The organism is Bauldia sp. (assembly GCF_020442045.1).
In the GTDB taxonomy this organism is placed as follows: Bacteria; Pseudomonadota; Alphaproteobacteria; order Rhizobiales; family Kaistiaceae; genus Bauldia.
In genome coordinates this window covers 13,587-33,832 of the sequence record NZ_JAGRLA010000117.1, presented here as the reverse complement: position 1 = coordinate 33,832, position 20,246 = coordinate 13,587, and the positions used below count along the sequence as shown (strand labels likewise).

General features: G+C 66.5%; 16 protein-coding genes. 6 read left to right on the top strand and 10 right to left on the bottom strand.

The features are described 5' to 3' along the window. From KDJ86_RS13470 to KDJ86_RS13450, 5 genes are all read left to right on the top strand, one after another. Positions 1 to 3,849 (top strand): beta strand repeat-containing protein (locus KDJ86_RS13470; protein WP_291746675.1); only part of this gene is annotated, 3,849 nt, incomplete at its 5' end. A 135-nt stretch (positions 3,850 to 3,984) separates the two neighbouring features. After that, positions 3,985 to 6,198, top strand: coding sequence for a CHASE2 domain-containing protein (locus KDJ86_RS13465; RefSeq protein ID WP_291746672.1), 2,214 nt, complete (start codon positions 3,985 to 3,987; stop codon positions 6,196 to 6,198). Between the two features lie 102 nt (positions 6,199 to 6,300). After that, positions 6,301 to 7,110, top strand: a complete 810-nt coding sequence (locus KDJ86_RS13460) for a sugar phosphate isomerase/epimerase family protein (RefSeq protein ID WP_291746683.1) — start codon at positions 6,301 to 6,303, stop codon at positions 7,108 to 7,110. 17 nt (positions 7,111 to 7,127) lie between these two features. Continuing rightward, complete coding sequence (locus KDJ86_RS13455) at positions 7,128 to 8,117, top strand: Gfo/Idh/MocA family protein (RefSeq protein WP_291746669.1); 990 nt, start codon at positions 7,128 to 7,130, stop codon at positions 8,115 to 8,117. Positions 8,118 to 8,303: 186 nt separating this feature from the next. Beyond that, positions 8,304 to 9,836, top strand: a complete 1,533-nt coding sequence (locus tag KDJ86_RS13450) for a glycerol-3-phosphate dehydrogenase (protein ID WP_291746665.1) — start codon at positions 8,304 to 8,306, stop codon at positions 9,834 to 9,836. Between the two features lie 12 nt (positions 9,837 to 9,848). Here KDJ86_RS13450 and KDJ86_RS13445 read toward each other — a convergent pair whose 3' ends face one another. The 4 genes from KDJ86_RS13445 to KDJ86_RS13430 form a co-directional block, all read right to left on the bottom strand. Then, positions 9,849 to 11,354, bottom strand: coding sequence for an RnfABCDGE type electron transport complex subunit D (locus tag KDJ86_RS13445; RefSeq protein ID WP_291746663.1), 1,506 nt, complete (start codon positions 11,352 to 11,354; stop codon positions 9,849 to 9,851). Further along, positions 11,351 to 12,094: an FAD:protein FMN transferase gene (locus tag KDJ86_RS13440; RefSeq protein ID WP_291746661.1), complete on the bottom strand. Its 744-nt coding sequence runs from the start codon at positions 12,092 to 12,094 to the stop codon at positions 11,351 to 11,353. Before KDJ86_RS13440 ends, KDJ86_RS13445 begins: the two co-directional genes overlap by 4 nt. Positions 12,095 to 12,096: 2 nt before the next feature. Next, on the bottom strand, positions 12,097 to 12,861 hold the full coding sequence (locus tag KDJ86_RS13435; protein ID WP_291746659.1) for an FMN-binding protein: 765 nt from the start codon (positions 12,859 to 12,861) through the stop codon (positions 12,097 to 12,099). A 138-nt stretch (positions 12,862 to 12,999) separates the two neighbouring features. Beyond that, positions 13,000 to 14,331 (bottom strand): UDP-glucose dehydrogenase family protein, encoded by a 1,332-nt coding sequence (locus KDJ86_RS13430; protein ID WP_291746657.1) that lies wholly within the window; start codon positions 14,329 to 14,331, stop codon positions 13,000 to 13,002. A 162-nt stretch (positions 14,332 to 14,493) separates the two neighbouring features. Here KDJ86_RS13430 and KDJ86_RS13425 point away from each other — a divergent pair, with 162 nt between their 5' ends. Then, entirely contained in the window at positions 14,494 to 14,892 is a 399-nt protein-coding gene (locus KDJ86_RS13425) for a DUF2155 domain-containing protein (protein ID WP_291746655.1), read from the top strand. Here KDJ86_RS13425 and aat read toward each other — a convergent pair. From aat to KDJ86_RS13395, 6 genes are all read right to left on the bottom strand, one after another. Further along, positions 14,829 to 15,500 (bottom strand): leucyl/phenylalanyl-tRNA--protein transferase, encoded by a 672-nt coding sequence (aat, locus tag KDJ86_RS13420; RefSeq protein ID WP_291746653.1) that lies wholly within the window; start codon positions 15,498 to 15,500, stop codon positions 14,829 to 14,831. The two genes, KDJ86_RS13425 and aat, sit on opposite strands and share 64 nt — an antisense overlap. Next, complete coding sequence (gene accC, locus KDJ86_RS13415; protein ID WP_291746681.1) at positions 15,484 to 16,848, bottom strand: acetyl-CoA carboxylase biotin carboxylase subunit; 1,365 nt, start codon at positions 16,846 to 16,848, stop codon at positions 15,484 to 15,486. The genes aat and accC overlap by 17 nt, the downstream gene beginning before the upstream one ends. Positions 16,849 to 16,862: 14 nt before the next feature. Further along, complete coding sequence (accB, locus tag KDJ86_RS13410) at positions 16,863 to 17,327, bottom strand: acetyl-CoA carboxylase biotin carboxyl carrier protein (RefSeq protein ID WP_291746649.1); 465 nt, start codon at positions 17,325 to 17,327, stop codon at positions 16,863 to 16,865. Continuing rightward, a complete protein-coding gene (gene aroQ / locus KDJ86_RS13405) occupies positions 17,324 to 17,782 on the bottom strand; it encodes a type II 3-dehydroquinate dehydratase (protein ID WP_291746645.1) in 459 nt (152 codons plus the stop codon). Before aroQ ends, accB begins: the two co-directional genes overlap by 4 nt. Positions 17,783 to 17,920: 138 nt before the next feature. Next, positions 17,921 to 18,802, bottom strand: a complete 882-nt coding sequence (locus KDJ86_RS13400; protein WP_291746642.1) for a DsbA family protein — start codon at positions 18,800 to 18,802, stop codon at positions 17,921 to 17,923. A 32-nt stretch (positions 18,803 to 18,834) separates the two neighbouring features. After that, positions 18,835 to 20,190 carry a M48 family metalloprotease gene (locus tag KDJ86_RS13395; RefSeq protein WP_291746639.1) on the bottom strand — a complete coding sequence of 452 codons (1,356 nt, stop codon included), beginning with the start codon at positions 20,188 to 20,190 and terminating at the stop codon, positions 18,835 to 18,837. Positions 20,191 to 20,246 lie beyond the last annotated feature (56 nt).

The window sequence follows — 20,246 nt, the reverse complement described above, 5'->3', positions numbered from 1 at the left end:
TCGGGGTGGACCTTCGTCGACTGGGACCCGGTGACCGACGGCGACCTGATCGTCATCGACGGGTCGGGGATCACCGACGACACCAAGGACCAGACGCTCACCGGCACCAGCCAGGTCGACCAGATCACCGGCGGTGCCGGCGACGATATGCTCTATGGCGGCGACAGCGACGACACGTTCGTCGACTTCGTCGGAGCCGACAAGGTCTATGGCGGCGACGGCACGGCCGACACGATCAAGATCACGATCGTCGGCGAGCAGGCGGCTCTCAACGACGCCGGAAATGACGATATTCAGGGCGTCGAGGCGATCGACGCAGCCACGGCCTCCGACGCGGTCGTCATCGACCTGAGCAACCAGCAAGAAGGGTTCACGATCACCGGCAGCGACTACGGCGACACGCTGACCGGATCGCAGGGTGCCGACACGATCAATGGCGGCGGGGGAGCCGACACGATCACGGGTGGTCTAGGCGTCGACGAAGTGTATGGCGGCGCCGGGGACGACATCCTGGTCGTCGATGGGGATGCGGGCGACGCGGTTGCCGGCGAGACCTATGACGGGGGCACGCTCGGCGAGACGGCCGGCGACACGCTGAAGATCACGGGCGATGCGGACTTCACCTTATCGACCATCAAGTCGATCGAGAAGCTGTTGCTGGGGTCGACGGGGACCTTCACGTCGGACCAGTTGGGTGCCGGCCTGTCATCGACGCTGAACGTAGCGGGGACCGACGGTCACCTCGACAAGGTCATCATCGATGTGGTCGATACGGCGCTGACGGTCGACCTTTCGGGATGGACCTTCGCAGCGACCTGGCTGCCGGTGGCCGACGGCGACCTGATCGTCATCGACGGGTCGGGGATCACCGACAACACCAAGGACCAGACGCTCACCGGCACCAGCCAGGTCGACCAGATCACCGGCGGTGCCGGCGACGATGAGCTTTACGGCGGTGACGACGACGATACGCTCACCGGTGGCGGCGGGGCCGACAAGCTCTATGGCGGCGACGACGACGACACGTTTGTCGACTTCGTCGGGGCTGACGAGGTCTACGGCGGCAACGGCACCGGCGACACGCTGAAGATCACCATCGCCGGGGTCCAGACCGACCTGAATGCCGCGATCGACACCCATATCCAGGGTGTCGAGAAGGTCGATGCGTCGTCGGTGCTCGGCGCCCTGGGGGTGACGATCGACCTGAGCGCCCAGGGCGACGGATTCGAGATCACCGGCACCGGCAATGCCGATACGATCACCGGTTCCAGCGTCGCCGACACCATCTTTGGCGGGGCTGGCGCCGACACGATCGATGGCGACGACGGCGGCGACACGATCCATGGCGGCGACGACGGTGACACGATCACCGGCGGCCTCGGGGCCGACGAACTCCACGGCGACGGTGGCGACGACACCTTTATCGACTTCGTCGGTGCCGACACGGTCGACGGTGGCGCCGGCACCGGCGACACGATCAAGCTGTCCGCGACTTCCAACGACCTGAATACGGCGGCGAATTCAAAGATCATCAACGTCGAGGCGGTCTCGGCGGCGCTCGCCGCGGCGGCGGTGACGATCGACCTTCATCTGCAGAGCGATGGTTTCGCGGTCACCGGCAGCGCTCACAACGACACCATCACCGGCTCGACCGCCGCCGATACGATCAACGCCGGCAGCGGCGCCGACACCATCGAGGGCGGGACGGGCGCCGACACGATCAACGGCGAAGCCGGCAACGACACGATCATCGGCTTCGTCGGCGCCGATATCGTCGATGGCGGGGCCAATACCGACACGATCAGGCTCGCTGCCACGTCGAGCGACCTGAACGCGGCGGCGAACAGCCAGATCAAGAATGTCGAGGCGGTCGACGCGTCGACCGCCGGGGCAGGTGTCGCGATCGATCTGCATCAGCAGAGCGACGGCTTCACGATTACCGGCAGCGGTCACAACGACACGATCATCGGCTCGACCGGGGCGGATGTCATCGGCGCCGGGGCCGGCAACGACACGATCGAGGGCGGCTCGGGCGCCGACACCATCGACGGTGGAACCGGGAACGACACGATTGTCGGTTTCGTCGGCACGGATACCGTCGATGGCGGCGCCAATACCGACACGATCACCCTCGCGGCGACGTCGGCCGACCTGAATGCCGCCTCGGATGCGCGCATCGTCAACGTCGAGATGATATCCGCGGCGCTCGCCGCCGCCGGCGTGACGATCGACCTCCACCTTCAGAGCGACGGCTTCACGATCACCGGCAGCAGCCACGACGACACCATCACCGGTTCGACCGGCGGCGATATCATCAACACCGGCAACGGCGACGATCTGGCGATCGGCGGTGCCGGGGTCGACATCGTCGATGCGGGCGCCGGCGACGATACGATCGCGGCGCGGACCGGTGACGGCAACGACTTCTATGACGGCGGCGACGGCAACGATACCGTCGACTATTCGGCGACGACCAGCGGTGTAACGGTCCGACTGACGCCGGAAGACCGTTCGAGCGAGTCGATCAGTGGCGATCCCGGGACCTTCGCGGCCCTGCTCCTCGCCGGCGGCATCGCGCCCGCGACGACTCCCGTCGGACTGGCAAAGAACGGCGGTGCCGGTACCGACATCCTGCTCAACATCGAGAATGTCATCGGCAGTTCCGGAGACGATTCGATCATCGGTGACACCCTCGCCAACGTCCTGGAAGGCGGTGACGGCGACGACAAGATCTGGGCGCGGGATGGCAACGACACCGTCCGGGGCGGTGCCGGCAATGATGTCCTCGTCGGTGGCTTCGGCGGCACGGGCGGGGCGTCATCCGGGAACGACACGCTGTTCGGCGACGAGGGTAACGACGAGCTCTACGGCGAGGATGGCAACGACGCCCTTTGGGGCGGCGAGGGCGCCGACCAGTATGCCGGCGGCAAGGGCCAGGATACGCTTTTCTTCGGCGGTGACGGCGATAACGACAAGGCCTGGGGCGGCGACAACAGCGACCGCTTCGTCTTCTTCAAGGGGTTTGGGGTCGACACGATCAAGGACTTCCTCGCGACCGGCGGCGGCAGCGACAAGATCGATCTCAGCAACTTCAAGGGACTCGCCTTCGACGACCTCAAGATTTCGCAGGCCGGCGACAACACCGTGATCAAGGGCCTCGGCAAGGGCGACAAGATCGTCCTCGAAGTGGTCAATGCCGGCGCACTGACCAAGGACGATTTCATTTTCGAGACGACCACCGTGAGAGGCTCCAGGAAGGCCGATGTCCTGGTTGGCAGCGCGGGCGACGATCGTCTCAAGGGCCTCAAGGGCAACGACAAGCTGAAGGGCAAGGCCGGCGACGACAAGCTGATCGGCGGAGGCGGCCGCGACAAGGTGCTGGGGGGTGCCGACAACGACATCCTGAAGGGAGGCAACGGCCCCGACAAGCTGGTGGGCGGCGCCGGTGACGATGTCCTGAAGGGCAACGGCGGCAATGACCAGATCAACGGCGGCCTCGGCTCCGACATTGCGACCGGTGGCAAGGGCAAGGATAGCTTCATTTTCAAGAGTGCCGCGGATGGCTTTGATACGATCAAGGATTTCGTCTCGGGCGTCGACAAGCTCGAGCTGAAGGCCAAGGGCTTCGGCGGCGGCCTGTCGGCGGGGGATGCGGCGCCCCTGGTCAAGCTTGCCGATATCGGCGGCTACACCCACCCGGACAGCAAGGGCGTGTTCCTGTTCGACACGTCGGGGCCGAGCCAGGGCACGCTTTATTGGGACGCCAATGGCGGCTCCAGCAGCGATGCGGTCGCCTTCGTCACGATCGGCAGCTCGAGCCTGCTGCAGTCGGATCTGCACATCGTCTAGTGGCCGGGGGGGCTGGTGCTCGATGGGAACCGGTGCTCGATTTCGTCGCTGGACCACGCCAAGGGCGCTGGTCGGTGAGAGCGGCCGTGCCGGCGTCCGCCGGCGTCCGGCGTCGATGACCGCTGGAGCATCGCGGTGACCGCCTGGGGGCGCTGGCCGTATATCATCCTTGTGGCGCTGGTGCTGCTTGGCGCGACCGCTCTGCGGGTTGCCGATCCCTTTTTCCTGCAGGCGCTCAGGCTCATCGCTTTCGACTCCTACCAGCGCCTCGATCCGCAGGACTACGATCCGGAACTGCCGGTTCGCATCGTCGATATCGACGAGGAATCGCTGAAGCGCATCGGGCAGTGGCCATGGGCGCGTACGACAGTGGCCGCTCTGCTCCAGAACCTCTTCGCCTCCGGTGCCGCGACGGTCGCCTTCGACGTCCTGTTCACCGAACCGGACCAGACCTCGCCCGAGCAGGTCATGAAGAGGCTCACGCCGGAGGAGGCGAAGCTCCTCGAGCCGCTTATCGCCGGTCGCAAGAGCCATGACGAGACGATGGCCGAGATCGTTGCCGCCGCCCCGACGGTGCTCGCCACGGTTCTCAACGACAACGAGTCCAGTCCGTCGCTGCCGCCCAAGGCGGGTTTCGCGGTTGCCGGAGACGACCCAGGCCCGTTCGTGCCGGGATTCACCGGGCGATCGAACAACCTGCCGATCCTCGAGGATGCGGCGTCCGGGATAGGGGCGGTGAACTGGATCCCCGATCGTGACCAGGTCGTGCGGCGCCTGCCGCTGATCTTCCGCGAGGGAGACAGCTGGGCGCCAACGCTCGCGATGGAGACGCTGCGGGTCGCTCAGGGAGCCAGCACGTATATCCTCAAATCCTCGAACGCGAGCGGAGAATCCTCCTTTGGCGCCGAAACCGGGCTGAACAACATCAAGGTGGGGGCCATTGAGATACCGACCAATCCGGACGGTGCGTTGCTCCTGCAGTTCCGTCCCTCCAATCCCGATGCGTTCATACCGGCCTGGCAGGTCCTGTCGGGCGAATTCGATCAGAACGAAATCGACGGAAAGATCATCCTCGTCGGTTCCAGCGCGGCGGGGCTGAACGACCTGCAGGCGACGCCCCTCGACGCCGCTCTTCCGGGCGTCGAAATCCAGGCACAGGCGCTGGAACACCTGATTGCCGGGCGCAGCCTCATCCGCCCGGACTTCACGGTCGCCCTCGAAATCCTCTTCGTGCTCGTCGTCGGCGTCATCCTCGCGGTCATCCTGCCGCGGATTTCAGCGGGTTCCTCGGCATTCCTCGGGGGCGTGGTGATTGCCGGCGTCTTTCTCGGCGGCTGGCTTTGCTATCGCTATGCCGGACTCCTGCTCGATCCGACCTATCCGGCGCTGGCCATCTTCGCCCTGGTCGGGGCGGCGACGCTTTACATCTACCGCAGCGTCGAGCAGCAGCGGGCGGAGGTCCGGCGCGCTTTCGGCCATTACGTCTCGCCGGCCGTCGTCGACGAGTTGATCGCCAACCCGGATCGGCTTGAGCTCGGCGGGGAAGTGCGGGAGCTGACATTGCTCTTCTGCGACGTGCGGAACTTCACCTCGATCTCCGAGAAGATGACCGCGCACGAACTGACGCAATTCATCAATGGCCTGCTCAGCCCGCTGAGCGAGATCATCCTCAAGCATCGCGGGACGATCGACAAATACATGGGCGACGCCATCATGGCGTTCTGGAATGCGCCCCTCGAGGATCCCGTCCACGCGCGCAACGCATCGCTGGCCGCCCTGGAGATGTCGGCGAAGATGGTGGAGCTCAATCGCGAGTGGAAGAGCCAGGCCGAGGCGGAAGGGCGAACCTATCAGCCGGTCGGCATCGGCATCGGCATCAACTCGGGCAATTGCTGCGTCGGCAACCTCGGCTCGACGGTTCGCTTCGACTATTCGGCGATTGGCGACGACGTGAACCTCGCCTCCCGCGTCGAGGGCCTGTCCAAGGTCTACGGGATGACGATCGTCATCGGCGAATCGACCTTCGCCGGTGTCGGCGAGCCGGCGCTCGAGCTTGATCTCATCCGGGTCAAGGGCCGCTCGCAGCCGAGCCGGCTCTATACGCTGCAGGATGCCCTTGCGGCGACCGGGGAACAGATGAAGCAACTGGTTCCCGATCACGAAGCCATGCTGGCTGCCTATCGCGCCTGCGACTGGGAGGGCGCCATGTCCGCCATCGCCCGCTGTCGATCGGCGGGCGTCGCGACGCTTGAGAAATTCTACGCGCTCTACGAGTCGCGGATCGCCGCGTGGCGCGAGAACCCGCCGCCTCCGGACTGGGACGGCGCGTTTACCGCTCTCGAGAAATAGGCCGGTCGCTTCGGACGGCCTCGGGCCCGTTTACCGGGCCGGTCCGATGTGGTTCAGTCTTGGTCTTCGCCGCGCGGCGATGATCGGAACAGGGGCGTGCGCATGACACTGAAGAACCGCCTGGGCGGCCATACCAACAGCTACCATACCTACAGCCTCGAAGAGGCACTCGAAGGCATCGCGGCCGCCGGCTATCGCTATGTCGAGCTCAGCGCCGTGCGGGGCTGGACCGAGCATGTGCCCCTGGAAGCCGATGCGAAGGAACTGGGACGGATCCAGCGGATGATGAATTCGCTCGGGCTTGTCAGCCTCAGCCTCAGCGGCCATTCCGATCTGACGACCAAGGAAGGCCTGGCGGACGGCCTGCTCGCCGTCGATCTCTGCGAGCGGATGGGGATCGGCATCATGAATACGGCGATCGGCGGCCATTACAGCGAGGACGAGGACGAGGACGCCTTCATGGGCAATATCCACGAGCTCGCCGACTATGCCGCCGCCCGCGACATCCGTCTCGGGATCGAAATCCACGGCGAGATCACCAAGTCCGGCGCGGCCGCGATTCCGGTTCTGGAGCGGATCGGACGTCCCAACGTGCTGATCAACTACGACACGGCGAATGTCGAATTCTACGGCGACGTGAAGGCCGTCGACGACCTGCCGATCGCGCTTCCGAAGATGGTCCACTGCCATCTCAAGGACAAGCGCGGCGAGGGACGCGTCTGGGATTTCCCCGGCATCGGGGACGGGGATATCGACTTCGCCAGGATCCTCGGGATCATCGAGAAGGGCGGCTATGAGGGCCCGTTGAGCGTCGAGATCGAGTTCCTCGGCGAGCCGTGGCCGGCGCTCGAAGAGGTCAACCGGTCGATGAAGGCGTCGCACGACCGCCTCGCGGCGCTCGGTCTCTCCTGACAGCGGGTGGGGGTATCGTGAAAATCGGAATCCTCGGTTCGGGCTTCATGGGCGGCACGCATGCGCGTGCCTATGCCAAGATTCCGGGAGTCGAGATCGTCGTGGTTTCGTCTCTCCATCGGGAAAAGGCGGAGGCGCTCGCGGGCGAGGTCGGCGCCAGGGCGACGACCGACGATCGCTCGATCATCGAGGACCCGGCGATCGACGCGATCAGCAACACGCTGCCGACCCATCTCCATCCGGAGGCGACCATCGCGGCGCTGAATGCCGGGAAGCATGTCCTGCTCGAAAAGCCGTTCGCGCTGACGGCGGAGGATTGCGACGGCATGATCGCGGCGGCGAAGGCGAGCGGCAAGATCCTGATGGTGGCCCACGTCCTGCGCTTCTGGGGCGAGTATGTGTCGCTGGCGGAATTCGTCCACGAGGGCCGGCTCGGCAAGCCGATCTCGGCGATCGCCTCGCGGCTGTCGCAGGTGCCGGCCTGGGCCGACTGGTTCCTCGACCCGGCGCTCAGCGGCGGCGCGGTGCTCGACCTCAGCGTCCATGACTTCGACGTCCTGAACTGGGTGTTGGGCGCGCCGAAATCGGTCTACGGCCGCGGGAAGGAGTTCCGGCCGGGGCTGTGGAATGACATCCACGCCAGCGTCGCCTACGGCGAGGCCAGCGGCTTCGTCGAAGGCAGTGAATTCATGCCGAAGGACTACCCCTTCAGTTGCGGCCTCAAGGTGCTCTGTGAGGGCGGTGTGATCGAATTCGCCTTCCAGGCCGGCGGGGTCAGCGTCGAGATGGGCGGCGGCAGCTCGTTGACCGTCCATGAGCCGGGCAGGGCCTATGCGCTCGAAGGCAAGCCCGGCGACGCCTACGAGAACCAGGCGGCGTATTTCGTCGATTGCGTCAGGGAAGGGCGCGCGCCGACGCTCGGGACGCCCGAGCAGGCGCGGCTGGCGGTGCGGACGGCAAACGCCGCCAGGGAATCCTTCGAGACCGGCACGGTCGTGACGATCTGAGCATGGCATGTCGCTTCCCCGTGACGGCCGGTTTCCGCACCGCCTGATCCACGACGATCCCGGCGATCCGTAGCCGAACGGGCGCAATCCCGCGGCGTTGGATTTGCCGCCGGCGTTCCTGATCGCTTCGCATTTGCGGCCGACTGGGCCATTGTGGGCCCGGCTCATGCGTTGGGGTGATGGGGCTTGGCGGCACAGGTCTACGATCTCGCTGTCATCGGAGGTGGGATTACCGGGTGCTGTGTCGCGCGCGACGCGGCGGGCAGGGGGCTGTCCGTCTTCCTGTGTGAGCAGGGCGACCTGGGCGGCGCGGGCTCTTCGGCCACGACGAGCCTGGTCGATGGTGGCTTCCGTCACCGTGATCGCTTCGCTCTCGGGGCGCTGAGGGAGGGGCTGCGGGAGCGCGAGCGCCTCCTGGAGGCGGCCCCCCACATCGTCCGTCCGCTGCGCTTCGTCCTGCCCTTCCGGAAGACGGTGGCGCAAAAGACGCTGTTGCGGGCGGGGTTCATTGCCCATGATCGCCTGGCGGGGCGGCGCCTGCTCCCTCCGACCCGGCTGCTCGACGGGCACGATCCGGCGATCGAGGGAATCCTCCAGGACGACATCGCCGGAGGGGTCGAATATTCCGATTGCCGGGTCGACGTCTCCCGGCTGGTGATCCTTACCGCGAAGGATGCGCGAACGCGCGGCGCCAGCATCAATCCAAGGCTGCGCTGCGTCATCGCCGAACGCGACGGGAGCGTCTGGCGGCTGTCACTGGAGTCGAGCGTCGGCGACGAGCGCTTCGTGGTCACGGCGCGGACACTGGTCAACGCCACCGGGCCCTGGACGGCCGCGGTGCTCAACCATGTCGTCGACGCGGGCCGATCGACCAGGATACGGATGGTCAAGTCAACCCAGATCGTCCTTCCAAAGCTTTTCGAGCACGATCGCGCCTATGCTTTCCGGACAAGCGACCGGCGCATGATATTCGCCATGCCCTATGCCGGGGACTATACGCTGGTCGGGTCGGCCGACGAGGATTTCCACGGCGACCCCGAGGATGTCGCCGCCGATATTGCCGAGAGCGCCTATCTCACCACGACGCTGAGCGGATACCTCCGCCAGCCGGTCTACGAGGACCAGATCGTGTGGAGCCGGGCGGGCGTCCGCGCCGTCCGCGCCGATGAGCGCTCCGGGGCGCGGGGGGCGGATCGCGACGGTGCCATCGAGGCCGACGGTGGCGAGGGGCGGGCGCTGCTGATCTCGGTCTATGGCGGGCGCGTCGCCATGAGCCGGCGGCTGGCGGAGCGCGTCGTCGACCGGATCGCCAGCGGCCGGCCGGCGGGCAAGACCTGGACGACCGGAGCGGCGCTGCCGGGCGGTGCCTTCGAGATTGACGGGCTTCCGTCGCTCGAACGGGCGCTGCGCGCCGCCTATCCCTTTATCGGCGAGCGTCTCGCCCGGCGTCTCGCCGGGTCATACGGGACGCTTGCCCAGTCGATCGTGTCGGGCGCGCGCATGATGGACGACCTCGGACGCGTCTTTGGCGCCAACCTGACCGAGGCCGAAGCGGGCTACCTGGTGCGGGAGGAATGGGCGCGCACGACGGAGGATATCCTGTGGCGCCGTTCGAAGCTCGGCATGTTCTTTTCGCATGCCGAGACGGAAGCCCTCGAGGGCTGGCTCGTCGAGCAGGGGCTCGGCGGGCCGGGCACAAAGACGATTCATACGTGGTGACGGCGGCGGGTCTCAGGCAAAACCGGGGAAGAAATCCGTCTGGATGCGCGACCGGTGCACTCCGATCGAGCGCAGCATCCTGCCAAGCGCCGTCACCATGCCTTGCGGTCCGGAAATATAGAAGGTCCGCTCGAGGTAGTCGGGGATCACAGCGCGGACGAGTCGGGCGTCGATATAGCCGGGATAGTGCTCCGGGCGGGCGTCCTTCGCCACGGCATACCAGGTCGGGATGCCGAGCTCCCGCTCGGCCCGGTCGAGGACGTCGCGATAGGCCAGGTCGTCCTCGGTCTCGCCGCCATAGAGCACGGTGATCGGCCGCTCTTCGCCGCGATCGAGAAGATACTGGAGCATGCTGCGGAACGGCGTGATGCCGATGCCGCCGGCGAGGAAGGCGAGCTTGGCGTCCGGGTCCGCGGGCAGGGTGAAATTGCCCGAGATCTGCGCGGCATGGATCGTGTCGCCGGGCATCATCTCGCCGAGCGCCCGCTTGAAGGCGCTGCCGTCCGGATAGAATTTGACGCCGAGGCGGACCTGGTCCTCGGTCGGCGCGGAGGCGACGGTGAAGTAGCGGCGATTGCCGCGGCTGTCCGACCGGTCGAGCGGCAGGGTCCATTCGAGATACTGGCCGGGTTCGAAGGCGAGCTTCCGGTGCGGGCTGAAGATGAAGTCGAAGGTGTCCACCGCGGCCTGTTCGACGCGTTCCAGGGTGAGGACGAAACGGTGCTTGGGGCTGACGATCCAGGCGAAGAGGTTGCCGGCAAGGAGGGCCAGCTCCGGGGTCAGGTAGAACGAGCCGATATGGATGTTCGGGGCGAAGAGAAAGCCGACCAGAAGGGCGAAGGCGAGGCGCGGCCAGCGCCGCGTCGGGGCCGTCAGCGGCTCGGTGAGCATCACGAAGGCAAAGAAGAAGAGCGACGACGAGCGGAGCGTCTCGGAAAGCGCCATGCCGTAGGCGGAGGGCGCCGTCGTCGCGAGCACCGTCGCCAATGCGGCGAGGATGAAGGTCGCCACGAGGTCGAAGCGACGGAGTTTCCGGGTGACGAGGATGCCGCCGGCCAGGACGGCCGGCAGGAGCGGCAGGTTGCCGCCGACCCACCACGTCGCGGGATGATGGAGGAGCAGCGCCGACAGCGCGACGCCGAGCGCCGCCGGATTGAAGAGATGCTTCTTTCCGATCGCCAGAATGAATTTCGACGAGATCGCCCAGAGCGACGCGAAGACCAGGGCGCCGATCCCGGTCGCGTCATCGAAGCCGACCGGTTCGATGATCAGGGCGAGGATGAGCGCGGTGATGTAGACCGATTCACGATTGGCCGGCACCTTGAAGGCACGCGAAAAGGCAATATTCGCGACCCAGCAGACCGCGAGGATGACGGTGGTGGAGAAGACGATCCGCAGCGGATCGTAGGGCAGGACGTGGAGGGCGCTGAGGCCGAGCGCGATGGCCAGCAGGCCGGCGAGGTACCACAGGACCAGACGATACATGGTGACGTGGTCGAGAATCCTGTCGATGTTCATGGCGCGCAGTAATCCTCGAAGCCGCTGGTGAAGGTCGCCCGGCCGCCGGCATCGACCATGTAGCCCTCCAGCTCCGGCCGCTCCTCGATAAAGCCGATTCCCGGCCGGCCCATTGCAAAGGCGGCGGTGGCGAAGCGGTCCGCCTCGAGGATGTCGGGGCCGATGACCGTGAGGCCGACGATATCGACGTCCTCGTGGCCGGGGTCGTGGGGATCGTAGATATGCCCGCCGCGGGCGTAGGTGCCCGACGTGGCGACGCCGTGGCCGCGCGGATAGACGACCTTGATGATCTCCGCCGGATCAAACGGGCTGCGGATGCCGACGCGCCATTCCTGGCCCTCGGCGTTCCGGCCCGAGGGCTGGATATCGCCGCCGGCATCGACGAAGAAATCGCGCGCGCCCGCCGCCGCGACCAGTCGCGCCGCGTTCCTGATCGCCCAGCCCTTGACGATGCCGGAGGGATCGAGCGTGCCGTCGCGCCGGCGGATGTCGAAGTAGCCGAGGGTTTCGCGCCTTGTCCGCTCGGCAAGGTCAAGCACCTCGTGCATCTCGTCGCTGTAGTCCGCCTCGCCGAGGCGTGCCTGATTGATCGCGCTGATCTCGCTGACGTCGCGATAGGTGCTGAAGCGCCGGTCGGTCGCCTCGAAATAGGCGAAGGCGGTATCGAGACAATCGGTGCCGGGCGCGTCGACGACATCGATCGTCACCGGCATTCCCATGATCAGCCGGGTCTCGCGCATGGTCAGATCCCGCCGGCCTGTTGCAGGGCGCCGCCAAGGGAGCGGATGAAGGCGCGGCTGGTGAGGGTCGCGCCGGAGACGATGTCGACCCGGGCGCTCTGCGCGCGGACCACCTCGTCGCGCAGCATCGGCAGCGCCTGGCGGTTGATGAAGACCGACGTTCGCCGATCGTTCGGGTATTTAAGCACCCTGATTCCGCTGAGACGGCCGCCCTCGACGATCGCCTGGATCTGGATCAGGCCGTAATAGGCGTCGACCACCGGGCCGGTCCAGGCGCCATCGGCATAGCCACCATTCGACGAGACGCGGATCACGGCGGGCGTCGCTCGCGGCACCTCCGCCGGCGGAACATGGGCGTGGATGGGCCGCGGCCGGGGCGTCGGCACGTCGACGACGGCAGTGGTCGCCGCCGGCACGGGCGGTGGCTGCGGCTTGTCGGCCGGCGGGGTGAGCGCCGCGACCGTCTCCGGCTCGGGCGCCGGCGCGGGTTCCCGCGGCCTTGCCGCCGACCGGATTTCGCCAAGGTCGGCCTTCGGTTCCATCGGCGCCGGCGCGCCCGCCGTTTCCGGCCGGTCGGCGGACGGCATGGCGGGGGCGTCGCCATGCGACGTATCGGGCGGCAGCGCGCCGGTCAGCAGCGGATCGGCGACCAGCGGGTCGCCGCCGGACATGTCGAGGAATTCGTCACCGGGTTGGCTGCCCGGCTGGCTCGCCGCGTAGGCGCCGGAAGCGGCGACCACCATCAGCGAAAGCGCGATTTTCTTCATGGATCGATCTCGAACCTGCCGCTTGGGGCCCGCGCTGGACGGGCCGGACAGGTGTCACCATGACAAGTCGCGCCTTACAGCCGGCTGACAGGAAGCATTACAAATCGTTAACGGAGACAGGCGGATAGCGGCCGGCGGTCAGGAAACGGCTTCGCCCCGGTCGAGACGGGGGCGGCCGACGGACCGGTAGACGAAGCCGTGGGAATGGACCTCGGCCGGCGGGTAGATGTTGCGGAAGTCGACCATCAGGGGCTGCTTCATCACGTCGCCGATCCGGGCGAGATCGAGGGCGCGGAAGGATTCCCATTCGGTGACGATGACCAGGGCGTCGGCGCCGGTGGCACAGTCGTAAGGGTCCCTGGCGAAAGTGACGCCTGGCAGCATCGGCATGGCCGGCTTCATGCCTTGCGGATCGAAGGCGCGAACCGTCGCGCCGGCTTCCTGCAGCCGCGGGATCAGGCTGAGCGACGGCGCTTCGCGCATGTCGTCGGTATTGGGCTTGAAGGTGAGACCGAGCACGGCAACGGTGCGGCCCTCGGCCGAGCCGCCGAGCGCCTCGATGACGCGGGCGGCCATGCCGGCCTTGCGGATCTGGTTGATGTCGCTGACCGCCGAGACGATCCTGAGATCGGCGCCTGCTTCCTCGGCGGTGCGGATCAGGGCGAGGGTGTCCTTCGGAAAGCAGGAGCCGCCGAAGCCGGGACCGGGGTGGAGGAATTTCGGGCCAATGCGGTTGTCGAGGCCGATGCCGCGGGCGACGTCCTGGACGTCCGCGCCGACCCTTTCGCAAAGGTCCGCGATCTCGTTGATGAAGGTGATCTTGGTGGCGAGGAAGGCGTTCGCGGCATATTTGACCAGCTCGGCCGTGCGCCGGTCGGTGAAGAGCAGCGGCGCCTGGTTGAGATAGAGCGGGCGGTAGACCTCCTGCATCACCTCGCGGGCGCGCGGGTCGGTGGTGCCGACGACGATGCGGTTCGGCCGCTTGAAATCGTCGATCGCGGCGCCCTCGCGGAGGAATTCCGGATTGGAGACGACGGCGAATTCGGCGTCCGGCCGCTCCTCGCGGATGATCGCCTCGATCTGGTCGCCGGTGCCGACCGGGACGGTCGACTTGGTGACGATCACGGTGAAGCCGTCGAGCGACTGCGCGATCAGCCGGGCGGCGGCGTGGACATAGGTGAGGTCGGCATGGCCGTCGCCGCGCCGCGACGGCGTGCCGACGGCGATGAACACCGCCTCGGCCTCGGCGACGGAGGTGGCGAGATCGGTGGTGAAGCGGAGACGGTTCTCGGCGACATTCGAGGCAACGATGCGGTCGAGGCCGGGCTCGTAGATCGGCATTTCGCCGGCCTCGAGCCCCCGGATGCGGTCGTCGTTGTTGTCGACGCAGGTGACGACGTGGCCGAAATCGGCAAAACAGGCCCCGGACACCAGGCCGACATAGCCCGCGCCGATCATCGTAAGGCGCATATCGTCATTCCCCGTGTCTTGCCTTCATTCGATGCCGGTTCGCTAGCACGCGGGCGGCGAGGATGCCAGCCGGTCATAATGCCCCGGCATAGCCTTCTCCTTGCCGGATTCACGTGTTACGAGGCCACCATTCGATCGTGGCAGAATCAGCTTGCGGATCCGATGAAACGTACATTGCTATTCGCCGCCCTGGCGTGCCTGCTGGGCGCTTCGACGGCCAGTGCCGAGAAGATCTCCAATCCGGTGGCGGTGTTCTCCGGGCTCGACAAGATCACCGGCCGGATTATTTCCTTCGACGTCTATATCGACGAGACGGTGCAATTCGGCGCCCTGCAGGTGACGCCGCGGGTCTGCTACACGCGGCCGTCGACCGAAGCGCCGCAGACCGACGCATTCGTCGAAGTCGACGAAATCACCCTCGACCGCAAGGTGCGGCGGATATTCGGCGGCTGGATGTTCGCGGCGAGTCCGGGGCTGCATGCGGTCGACCACGCGGTCTATGACGTCTGGCTGACCGACTGCAAGCAGTCCTCGGAAGTCGCGCCTCCGTCCCAGCGGTAGAAGTCGGCATCCTCGACGATCGCCTCCTCGAGGAGCCGCTGATAGTGGAGGCGGTCGATATCGACCGCGCCGAACTGCTTCAGATGCCGGGTGGTGAACTGGGTGTCGAGCAGGCGAAAGCTGCCGGCATTCAGCCGGTCGACGAGGTGGACCAGGGCGACCTTCGAGGCGTCGCGGGCGCGGCTGAACATGCTTTCCCCGAAGAACGCCGCGCCGAGGCGGACGCCGTAGAGGCCGCCGACCAGGCGGCCATCCTGCCAGGTTTCGATGGTATGGCAGTGGCCCATCTCGAAGAGATCGCCATAGAGGCGGCGGATGCGGTCGTTGATCCAGGTCTTGGCGCGCTCCTCGGTGGCCGCGGCACAGCCGTCGACGACCGCCTCGAAATCGCTGTCGACGCGGAGCTCGAAGACACCCTGGCGGACCGTGCGCTTCAGGCGGCGGGGAATGTGGAAACGGTCGAGCGGCAGGATTCCGCGCACTTCCGGCTCGATCCAGTGCAGCCCCGGGTCCTCGGCCGACTCGGCCATCGGGAAAATGCCGACGGCATAGGCCTTCAGCAGCACCAGGGGCGTTATCTCGAGAAGGATGTCATCCCGTCCGGTCATCGGAGGCGGCGTCCGCCGAGAGTCTCTTTTCCAGCCAGTGGATATCGTATTGTCCAGCGGCGATATCCTCGTCGATTACGAGGTCGCGGAAAAGGGGGATCGTCGTCTTGATCCCGTCGATGACGAATTCGTCGAGCGCCCGGCGAAGCCGCATCATGCATTCCTGGCGGCTGCGGCCATGGACGATGAGCTTGCCGATCAGGCTGTCGTAATAGGGCGGGATGCGATAGCCCTGATAGACGGCCGAATCGACCCGAACGCCGAGTCCCCCCGGCGGGTGGTAGTTGCTGATCCGCCCCGGCGAGGCGGCGAAGGTGCGCGGATCCTCGGCATTGATGCGGCACTCGATGGCATGGCCGTCGAAGGCGACGTCTTGCTGCGTGATCGACAGCTTGTGCCCGGCCGCGACGCGGATCTGCTCGATGACCAGATCGATGCCGGTGATCGCCTCGGTGACCGGGTGCTCGACCTGGAGGCGCGTGTTCATCTCGATGAAGTAGAATTCGCCATTCTCGTAGAGGAACTCGACGGTTCCCGCGCCGGAATAGCCGAGAGTGGCGATGGCATCGGCGACGATTCCGCCAATCCTGGCACGCGCCTCGCCGTCGATGATCGGGGAGGGCGCTTCCTCCCAAACCTTCTGGTGGCGCCGCTGCAGGGAGCAATCACGCTCGCCGAGATGGACGCTGCCGCCCTGGCCGTCGCCCATCACCTGGACTTCGATATGCCGCGGGTTGCCGAGATATTTCTCGATATAGACGGCATCGTCTCCAAATGACGACCGGGCCTCGGCGCGGGCGGTCGCCAGCGCTTCGGGCATCTCGTCGGGCGTGCGCGCGACCTTCATGCCGCGTCCGCCGCCGCCGGCGGCGGCCTTGATCAGGACCGGATAGCCGATCTCGGCGGCGACCTTGCGGGCGGTGATCTCGTTGGAGACGCCGCCGTCCGAGCCCGGAACGACCGGGATGCCGAGCTTCTCGGCGGTCCGCTTGGCTTCGATCTTGTCGCCCATGATGCGGATATGCTCGGCGCTCGGCCCGATGAAGGCGACGTTATGTGCCTCGAGGATTTCCGCGAAACGCGCGTTTTCGGAAAGGAAGCCATATCCCGGGTGGACGGCATCGGCGCCGGTGATCTCGCAGGCGGCGAGGATTTGCGGGATGTTCAGATAGGAATCACGGGCCTGCGGCGGGCCGACGCAAACGCTTTCGTCGGCGAGCCTGACATGCATCGCGTCTTCGTCGGCAGTCGAATGGATCGCCACCGTCGCGATCCCGAGCTCCTTGCAGGCCCGCAGGACCCGCAGGGCGATCTCGCCGCGATTGGCGATCAGGATCTTGCCGAACAGGGGGGAGGCTTCGATCATTCGATGATCATCAACGGCTCGCCATACTCGACCGGCTGGCCGTCCTCCACGAATATCCTGGTGACCTTGCCGGACCGCGTCGCCGGAATTTGATTCATCGTCTTCATCGCCTCGACGATCATCACCGTCTGGCCTTCGCGGACCGATTCACCGATATCGATATACGGCCTGGCGCCCGGTTCGGCGGCGAGATAGGCGGTACCGACCATCGGCGACAGCAGCGCGCCCGGATGGCTCGACATGTCGTCCGGCTGCGTGGCCGGGCGATGCGACTGCTCGGCCGACGGCGCGGGCGGCGGCGGCGGAGCCGGAGGCACCGGAACCGCCGGTGCCGGGTTCCGGGCAACCCGGATTCGCATGTCATCATCCTCGAACTCGATCTCGGTGAGATCGGTTTCGGTGAGCAGCCTCGACAGCTCACGGATGAGGTCGTGGTCGACGCTTTTCTTCTTGTCGCTCATACGTCCCCTTTAGCTCGCCCGGCGACCAGTTCTTTCAAGGCCGAGAGCGCCAGAAGATAGCCGGCGGGCCCCAGGCCGCAGATAACGCCGGAAGCAACCGGCGAAACGTAGGAATGGTGGCGAAAGGCCTCGCGGGCGAAGATATTGGAAAGATGAACCTCGATCACCGGCTTGCCGACGGCGCGAATTGCGTCGTGGATGGCCACCGAGGTGTGGCTGTAGGCACCGGGGTTGATGATGATCCCGTCGGCGCCGTCGGCGGCCTCCTGGATCCAGTCAACGAGGACGCCCTCGTGGTTGGACTGGCGGAAATCGACCGCGACCCCGGCCTCACGACCGGCAGCACGGCAATCCTCGCCGATCTCGGCGAGGTTCTTGCCCCCGTAAATGCCCGGTTCGCGCTGCCCGAGCAGATTGAGATTTGGTCCATTGAGGACGAAGACGGTCACCGCCATCGAATTGACACTTCCGCCACGCGGGTGGCCGGTCGCCGCCCGATTTCGCGCCCTTATAGGGGGTCACCAGCGTCAGGGGAAGGGGGAGGTGCTCCTCTGTCCGGGTTGTGGATTTCCGGCCGAAAACCCCGGAGACCGTCAGCAGGTGGTCGATTCCTCGCAATTGGCGCGGGCGGTCTGGATCTTGCCAAGCAGGGCATCGTAGCCGACCGCGCCGATCACCACTTCGCTGTTGGTGACGTAGGAGGGCGTGCCGGTCAGGGACAATTCGGTGGCCAGCGCATAAGCCTCGGCGATCGTGTCGCTGACTTCCTCGCTGTCCATCGCCTTCTTGAGGGCGGCCGTGTCGATGCCGAGCTCGTCCGCCAGGGCGAGGGCGACGGCACCATCCACCTGGCCGGGGTGCTCGAGCAGCGTGTTATGGAAATCCTCGGCCTTGTCGGGGGCCACCATGCGGACCGCGATCGAAACCCGCGACGCCTCGACCGAGCCTTCGCCGAGGACGGGGAATTCCTTCAGCACGACCCGCAGGTTCGGGTCGTTGGCGATCAGCGCCTTCATGTCGGCCTGGGCCCGGCGGCAGTAGCCGCAGTTATAGTCGAAGAATTCCACCAGCGTGGTGTCGCCGTCGGGATTGCCGATCACGACCTGCCGCTCCGAATTGAACAGCATGTCCTTGTTGTTGGTGATCGCGGAGACCTGCGCCTGGGCCGCTTCCTCGTCCTGCCTGCGCTGCAGTTCGTCGATGGCGTCGCGGACGATCTCCGGATTGGCGATGAGATGGCTGCGGATGGTGTCCTTGACCTGGTCGAGCTGGGCTTCGGACAGGGCGGCGACCTCGGTCGTCTCCCGTTCCGGTGCGGCGACCAGCTCCGGATGGTCGGCGAGGTAGCCCTTGATCGCCGCCTCGGTGACGGCCGTGCTCGGTCCCCGTCCGGCAACCTCGACACCGACCAGGTAGCCGACGGCGCCGATGACGATGGCTCCGATGGCGGCGATCGCGATGGTCTTCTGGTTCATGTCGTGGCTCCGGGGCGGTTGTCCTCCCGCAATCAGCGGGAACGTGGCGGGTTATAGGATATGATATCGTCGGCGCGAACCCATGCCGGCGAGCCGGTCTTCAATCTTTCTTGAGCGCGCTGGGCGTGGAGCTTGGCTTCCTTGAAATTACCAAGCACGAACAGGCCTTCGGCGGTCGCAAGCTCGGCCCGCGGGATGTTGTCGTTTAAGGCGAAGGCGCGGGCGAGCGTCCGCCAGCCGACCGGTACGTCGGGGTCGCGCTGGAGGCCGACGGTAAGGTTCTTGATGGCGAGGTCGACGTTGCCCTTCTGCTCGGTCGCGACCAGCGCCTGTCCGTAGAGGATGCGGAGAAGCCCTGAGCCCGGCCGCAGTTCTACGGCCTTGGCGAGCGGCGCCACCGCCTGCTGCGGCCGGCCGCCTTCGAGAAGCGCCTGGCCCTTGAGCTCCCGGAAGAAGGGATTGTCGGGCTGGGTCCGGATCAGCTCGTCGATGCGCTTCAGCGCCGGATCGAGGGCGCCCGCCCGGTAGGCGGCGATCGCCCGGGCGTAGCGGGCCGGCAGGCTGTTGTCGCTCGGCGGATAGCGCCTGCCGACCTGCTGCGGGGTCATCGTGAAGCCGACGAGCTTGGCGCGCACCAGGTCGTGGCGCGCCTGCAATTCCGGTGAATCCTTGCGGTTCCTGTATTTGCTCTTGGCGGCCAGCGCGGCGACGCTCTCGACGCGATCCGCCGGCAGCGGGTGCGACTGGATATAGGGATCGGAACTGCGGGCCGATAGGAGCACCTGGTTGGCGAGGCGCTCAAGCACCGTGACCATGCCCTCGGGCGATTGTCCCGTGGCATTCATGAAGTCGACGGCCGAACGGTCCGCGGCGGCTTCCTGGGCGCGGGCATAGGCGAGGACGTTGCGTTGTGCGGCATGCATCGAGCCGGCCATGATGCCGCTGCCCATCTGGCCGATTCCCTGAAGGCCGGCCGCCTGGCCGGCGATCGCCGCGCCGACGCCGACCAGGGCGCCGATCAGCGCGGCGGTGGTCGAATTGGCGATCGTCGCGCGCATGCCCGCCAGATCGCCATGGTTGAGATGGGCGGCCTCATGGGCAAGCACGCCGATGACCTCGTTCGGCGTCTCGGTGGTCATGATCGTCCCGGTGTTGACGAAGACCCGGGACGGGTCGGCGACAAACGCGTTGAAGCGGTCGTCGGGGACCAGGAAGATCTGGATGTCGCCGCCCTGGAGCCCGGCGGCCTTGAAGATCGGCGCGGCGTAATCCTGGAGCAGCGCCTCGGTCTCGGCGTCACGGACGATATTGACGCCGGCGGCCTGCGCCATCCCGGGCGCCAGGGCCAGCGAGGCGACAATCCCGGCGGCGATCAGACCGCGCGCCACCGCCCGGCCGGCGCGATGACGGCCTTTCCAAGCGGTGGTGGTGCTGCTAGGCACGC

Coding starts and splice junctions, on each gene's coding strand:
- KDJ86_RS13460 (WP_291746683.1), top strand. CDS start 6,301: ATGACACTGAAGAACCGCCTGGGCGGCCATACCAACAGCTACCATACC.
- KDJ86_RS13445 (WP_291746663.1), bottom strand. CDS start 11,354: ATGAACATCGACAGGATTCTCGACCACGTCACCATGTATCGTCTGGTC.
- KDJ86_RS13440 (WP_291746661.1), bottom strand. CDS start 12,094: ATGCGCGAGACCCGGCTGATCATGGGAATGCCGGTGACGATCGATGTC.
- KDJ86_RS13435 (WP_291746659.1), bottom strand. CDS start 12,861: ATGAAGAAAATCGCGCTTTCGCTGATGGTGGTCGCCGCTTCCGGCGCC.
- KDJ86_RS13430 (WP_291746657.1), bottom strand. CDS start 14,331: ATGCGCCTTACGATGATCGGCGCGGGCTATGTCGGCCTGGTGTCCGGG.
- KDJ86_RS13425 (WP_291746655.1), top strand. CDS start 14,494: ATGAAACGTACATTGCTATTCGCCGCCCTGGCGTGCCTGCTGGGCGCT.
- aat (WP_291746653.1), bottom strand. CDS start 15,500: ATGACCGGACGGGATGACATCCTTCTCGAGATAACGCCCCTGGTGCTG.
- accB (WP_291746649.1), bottom strand. CDS start 17,327: ATGAGCGACAAGAAGAAAAGCGTCGACCACGACCTCATCCGTGAGCTG.
- aroQ (WP_291746645.1), bottom strand. CDS start 17,782: ATGGCGGTGACCGTCTTCGTCCTCAATGGACCAAATCTCAATCTGCTC.
- KDJ86_RS13400 (WP_291746642.1), bottom strand. CDS start 18,802: ATGAACCAGAAGACCATCGCGATCGCCGCCATCGGAGCCATCGTCATC.